The organism is Mongoliibacter sp. (genome assembly GCF_007692705.1).
Lineage (GTDB): Bacteria > Bacteroidota > Bacteroidia > Cytophagales > Cyclobacteriaceae > Mongoliibacter.
Genome location: NZ_REBN01000274.1, coordinates 1 through 6,087 on the forward strand (window position 1 = coordinate 1; position 6,087 = coordinate 6,087).

At 37.9% G+C, this 6,087-nt stretch carries 3 protein-coding genes; all 3 read left to right on the forward strand.

The features are described from left to right. Window positions 1-97: 97 nt before the first annotated feature. A complete protein-coding gene (locus EA341_RS18600) occupies window positions 98-691 on the forward strand; it encodes a peptidylprolyl isomerase (RefSeq protein ID WP_293016677.1) in 594 nt (197 codons plus the stop codon). Window positions 692-735: 44 nt separating this feature from the next. Next, window positions 736-5,079: a PAS domain-containing protein gene (locus EA341_RS18605; RefSeq protein ID WP_293016678.1), complete on the forward strand. Its 4,344-nt coding sequence runs from the start codon at window positions 736-738 to the stop codon at window positions 5,077-5,079. A 10-nt stretch (window positions 5,080-5,089) separates the two neighbouring features. Next, a partial coding sequence (locus tag EA341_RS18610; RefSeq protein ID WP_293016679.1) for a Gfo/Idh/MocA family oxidoreductase occupies window positions 5,090-6,087 on the forward strand: 998 nt, incomplete at its 3' end.

Genomic DNA, 6,087 nt, shown 5'->3' on the forward strand with positions numbered 1-6,087 from the left:
AATTATTTTTCTAAAAAAATACCGTGTACAGGGTATTCTTATGTAAAGACATAGACCGTCAGATTTTTTTTAATATCTTCCTGCAAAATGATAATTCATGAAAAAGTTATACCTGATACTCCTTTTGTTAATATTCTTTTATAAGCCTGTTTCTGCCCAGGACAGCATTCCAGTAGGCATGATTGCAACACCTCTTGGGGATATCTACATAGAACTTCATGAACAGACTCCTAATCACAGAGATAGCTTTATTCAACTTGCTCAAGATGGATATTGGGACTCACTTACCTTCAATCGGGTTATTCCCGATTTTGTAGCTCAAGGAGGCTGTCCAGATACGCCGGAAGGTTTTAATGACCCTGATTATCTACTAAAGCCTGAGTTCAATTCTGAGTTGACACATATCTACGGTGCCGTTGGTGCCGGCAGGGATGATAATCCAGATAAACTTTCAGCAAGATGTCAGTTTTATATCGTTCAAAACAAGGAAGGACTTCACCGCTTGGATGGAGACTACACTGTATTTGGACAAGTCATTAAAGGAATGGATATTGTAGATAGAATAGTATCAGTTCCAAGAGATAAGGTGGACGCTCCTAAGGATAACATTTATGTGAAAATCAAAGTGTTATACATGAATAGAGATGAAATTAACAAACATAAGCGTCTAAATTCTACTAGTGAGTCTTAAAAATTTGGTTATTATTGGTTATCTTATAATTCCAGTAATAAAAGATGGATAAATTAAATAAACCCAAATATGAAGAGCAGAGACTTTCTCAGCTATATGCGTATCGCATCTTGGATACGGATGAAGAGGAGGAGTTTGACTTTATCACGGATATGGCTGCCCAAATATGTGGGACAAAATACTCCACAATCACTCTGGTGGACAGAGAAAGACAATGGTTCAAGTCAAGGCACGGCATAGACATAAGAGAAACCCCAATTGCATTATCTTTTTGTGCTCATGCCATTCATAGTGATGAGGAATTTTTCGAAATCAAAAACACCAAATTAGACAAGCGATTCTGCGATTTGCCCAATGTAAAAGGAGATCCCAATATTACTTTTTATGCTTCCTACCCCCTTCTGACCGAGGAAGGTTTAGCTTTAGGTACTCTTTGCGTAGCTGATGACAAAGAAAATACTTTATCAGAAAAGCAGAAAAAAGCACTTAAATCCTTGAGTTCCCAAGCCATGAGGCTTCTGGAATTGAGAAAGAAAAATTTTGAACTTAGGCAAAATCAAACCTATTACCAGAAACTCATCGAAAACACCAATGGAAGTCCATTCAGGTTGCTCAATGATGAGAATCAAACACCTGTTTTCCTCACTAAAGGTTTTGAAGTCATAACAGGATATGCTGTGGAAGATTTTTTGGATAATCCGCAAAAATCATTTTCGGATTTCATCCATAAGGATGACGTGGAAAGGGTACTTTCTGAAAAAGCCAAAGCCATAAAGTCCAATAAGCCATGGGAATTACAATACAGGATTATCCATAGCTCAGGATTTATCAAGTGGATCGATGAAAGGGGGCAGATATATAGAGATGAAGTATCTAACGAACATTATATTGATGGAATCATTCTGGATATCAGTTTCAGAAAGAATGAAGAAATCTTGTTTAAAAATATATTCGACAACAGCCAAGGTCTAATTTGTATACACGACTTCAGTGGGAAAATCATCAAAATTAATTCGGCAGCAGCAGCATCTTTGGGATATGAATTGGATCAGGTGTTAGGGAAAAACCTCAGGGAATTTCTGAATGATTACGATTACCCCATGATTGACCTGTATATTAAGGAGCTGAAGCAATCAGGTCGACATAAAGGTATTCTTCGGCTTAAGTCCAAAAATGGCACAAATAAATATTGGGCATATGACAATTCAGTAGCCGACTTTGGAGGAATTAAAGACATAATAGTCACCAATTCTGTGGATATCACAGAAAAAGTACGGATGGAAAAAACCCTCAAAGCTACAGAGGAACGATTACAATTGATTGCTCAGACCATAGATGATGCATATTACGTCTACAATGTCAATAAGGGTCATTATGAATATTTCAGTCCTAATTCTGAAAAGGTCATTGGAGTAAAACTTGATTTTTTCCACAGTGGTAAGAGTTTCAATGACACATTTGTACATGAAGACGATAGAGATAGGGTAAAATCAGCATCCTTAGAACTTGACAATGGTGCGGCCTTTAATCTTGAATATAGGATCATAGTAGATGGCAACATAAGATGGCTCAATGAAAAGGCTTTCCCAGTATCTAATGGAACTGCCAAAGAGATAAGAATTGCCGGGAGAGTGACTGATGTTACTCAAAGAAAAAGCATACAGTTGGAGTTAGAAAACACCAAGGAAATCCTGCAGCAGGCCAGCAAAACAGCCCGTGTAGGTGCTTGGGAAGTCGACATTATAGAGCGAAAAGTCCAATGGTCCGATGTCATGAAAGAAATCCATCAAGTGCCACAGGATTTTGAACTACAATTTGAAAACAGTCTAAGTTTTTTTAAAAAGGGATTCAATAGAAATAAAGCATCCGAGGCATTTGACCTTCTGATCAAAAAGGAAAAGCCTTGCGATTTAGAACTGATCATTGTGGATGCTTTGGGAAAGGAAAAATGGGTCAGGTTAATTGCTAAAGCACAATACAAAATGGGCAGCTGTATCCGGCTTTACGGGACACTGCAAGACATCAATGATATCAGAAAAAAGACATCTGAACTCATTAAAACCAAACAGCAGCTGGAAAGCATATTATCGGAGATGGAAGATGTAGTTTGGGCAATCAAGCTACCAATCAATAAAATACTTTTTGTCACACCATCCGTAGAGCACCTTTTCGATATTCAACAAAATGAATGCTTGCAGGATCCTGATTTTTGGAAACAGTTTATTTATGAGGAGGACCTTGAAGTCATAGAGGAGATTAATCAGGACCTTGAAGAAAATGACTGCTATGAAAAAGAGCACCGAATCCGAAGCAAAGGAGGAAGCATCCGTTGGGTTTATCATGTAGGAAAGATTATCTATGATTCTCAGGATACTCCCATACGCCTGGATATCAAAATGGCTGACATCACAAAAGATAAAGAGTTTGAAAAACAACTGATAGCAGAAACGGATAGGGCAAATGCGGCCAGCAAGTCCAAATCAGATTTCTTGGCGAATATGAGTCATGAAATACGAACTCCACTAAATGGAGTGATAGGTTTTACCGATCTACTTTTGAAAACCGAACTTTCCAATATTCAGCAACAATATGCAAACAATGCCAATACTGCTGGTAAATCCTTACTTAATCTGATCAATGACATACTCGACTTTTCCAAAATCGAAGCTGGTAAACTTGACTTAGAGTGGGTGGAATCCGATCTTCATGAACTTTTATATGATACTTTGGATATTATAAAGTATCCTGCCGGTGAGAAAAAACTCGAAATTATTCTGGACGTCCTTCCTGATCTACCAAGTAAAGTGTCGATAGATCCTTTAAGGCTAAAACAGATCCTGATCAACTTACTTAACAATGCTATTAAATTTACAGATAGTGGATATGTCACTTTAGAGGTACGTTTGGACAGCTCGGATGGTCAAAAAAGCAAGCTCAACTTTGCTGTGACAGATACAGGAATAGGCATACCTGAAGAGCAACAGAAAAAACTTTTTAAAGCATTTTCACAAGCTGACAGTTCTACCACCAGGAAATTTGGCGGGACAGGTCTGGGCCTCACTATTTCTAATCTTCTAGCAGAAAAAATGGGAAGTAGCATAGGGCTGAATAGTGAACCGGACAAGGGCTCCACATTTTATTTTTCTGTGGATACCGAAGTCATTCCATCTCAAAGTATCCAAAATAACCAAAGCTCAAAAGTCAAAAAGATACTATTTGTAGATGACAATAGTGATGTGAGAAGTATAACAAGAAGGCATTTGGAATTCTGGGAATTTGAATGCCATACTGCAGCCAATGGTTTTGAGGCATTAAAGCTCCTGACAAGATATCAGGATTTTGACCTTGCAATCGTTGATTACCATATTCCTTATTTAAATGGGATTCAAATTATCAGTCAGATCAGGACTGAATTAAAAATAGATGCAGAAAAGCTCCCCGTTTTTATCATGAGCTATTTTTCAGATGGTGAGGAACTTAGACATACTTTTACAAAATACCAGATTAGTCAAAATTTAATCAAACCATTGAACTATCAAGGTATTCTTGAAAAAATCAACAAAGCACATATTGAACAGCCAGAAGCAGTAAAAGAGAAATCCTCACCTGAGGCAAAGCTCAACGGTGAATTCTCCATATTAGTCGCGGAAGATATCAGCATGAATATGCTTCTGCTGAAAACATTGCTTGGAAATATCCTGGATAAAGTAAAGGTAATAGAATGTCCTAATGGAAAAATTGCTGTAGAAAATTACAAAAGCAATGACATCGATTTGATTTTTATGGATGTACAAATGCCCGAAATGGACGGATTGACCGCAACGGAGAACATTCGCTTGATTGAGTCCAAAACCAGAAAACATGTCCCAATAGTGGCACTGACAGCTGGAGCATTGAAAGAAGAGCAGCGTAAATGCTATGAAGCCGGTATGGATGATTTTTTGACTAAACCCATTCACCCTGCCTCCCTCAAAGATGTCTTGAAGAAGTACCTGTTCGAAAACAAATTCAGTGAATCAAATACCTTATCGGATTCAAAAAATGAAAAAACCTTGAGTTTCAATAAGCTAAAATTGCTTCAACTCATAGACAATTATCAACCCCTATTGAAGGAGTTACTGATTACTTCCAGAGATCTTGTAAAGAAAGTTGAGGAAATCAAAAAATTACTGAATATTCAGGATAGAGAAGGAATTAAAGCTAATGCTCATTACATCAGAGGTGCATCTCAATCCATGGCCTTTGACATACTAGCCAAATTGGCTGAAAAAATGGAAGTAAATGCCATGAATGGAGATATTGAACTTATGAAGGAGATATTCAACGAATTGGAAAGAGAATGGTCAGTCTTGGACAATATCATTCAAAAAGAAATCAACAAACTTTGAGCTTAAAGATATGACATTAGTCCCTAGATCAATCAGGATTTTAGTAGTGGGATGTGGAAATATGGGAGCTTCACATGCTACTGCCTATCATCAAATGCCTGAATTCCAAATTTGTGGTCTCGTTGCCCGAGGTGATAGTAAAGAAAAACTAAATCAGAAGTTGAATGCGAATTATCCACTTTTCAATGATTATGAGGAAGCTTTAAAGAGCACTAAACCGGATGCCGTCTGCATTTCTACTTACCCGGAAACTCACGAAGCTTATGCCTTGATGGCAATTGCTGCTGGATGCCATGTATTTATTGAAAAGCCGCTTGCTGATACAGTAACTGGATCTGAAAAAATAGTTGCAGCATCAAAAGAAGCTGGTAAAAAAGTCGTAGTTGGCTATATCCTAAGACACCACCCTTCATGGATCAGGTTTATAGATGAAGCGCAAAAACTTGGTAAGCCTTTGGTTATGCGTATGAATCTCAATCAACAAAGTAAAGGGTTCATGTGGGATGTGCACAAAAACCTGATGAAAAGTCTTAGTCCAATAGTAGACTGCGGCGTTCATTACATCGATGTCATGTGTCAGATGACAAGATCAAAACCCATAAGTGTATCGGCTATAGGGGCTAGACTTACTGAAGATATTGCGTCAGACAATTACAATTACGGACAACTACAGATCCGTTTTGATGATGGTTCAGTCGGTTGGTACGAAGCAGGTTGGGGACCCATGGTCAGCGATAATGCCTTTTTTATCAAAGATGTCTTTGGACCAAAGGGCGCAGTATCCATTGTGGCCAAAAATGCGGGCAGTTCAGGTAAATCAGATGATGTGGATTCCCATACAAAAACAGAAAGTATCAAAATACACCATGCAGCTATTGATTCAAAAAATCAATTTACTAAAGAAGATGAATGGATAGATATGCATGATGAGCCTGATCATCAGGAACTCTGCAATAGAGAGCAGCAGTATTTCCTAAAGGCTATCAAAGAAAATATTGATTTGACATC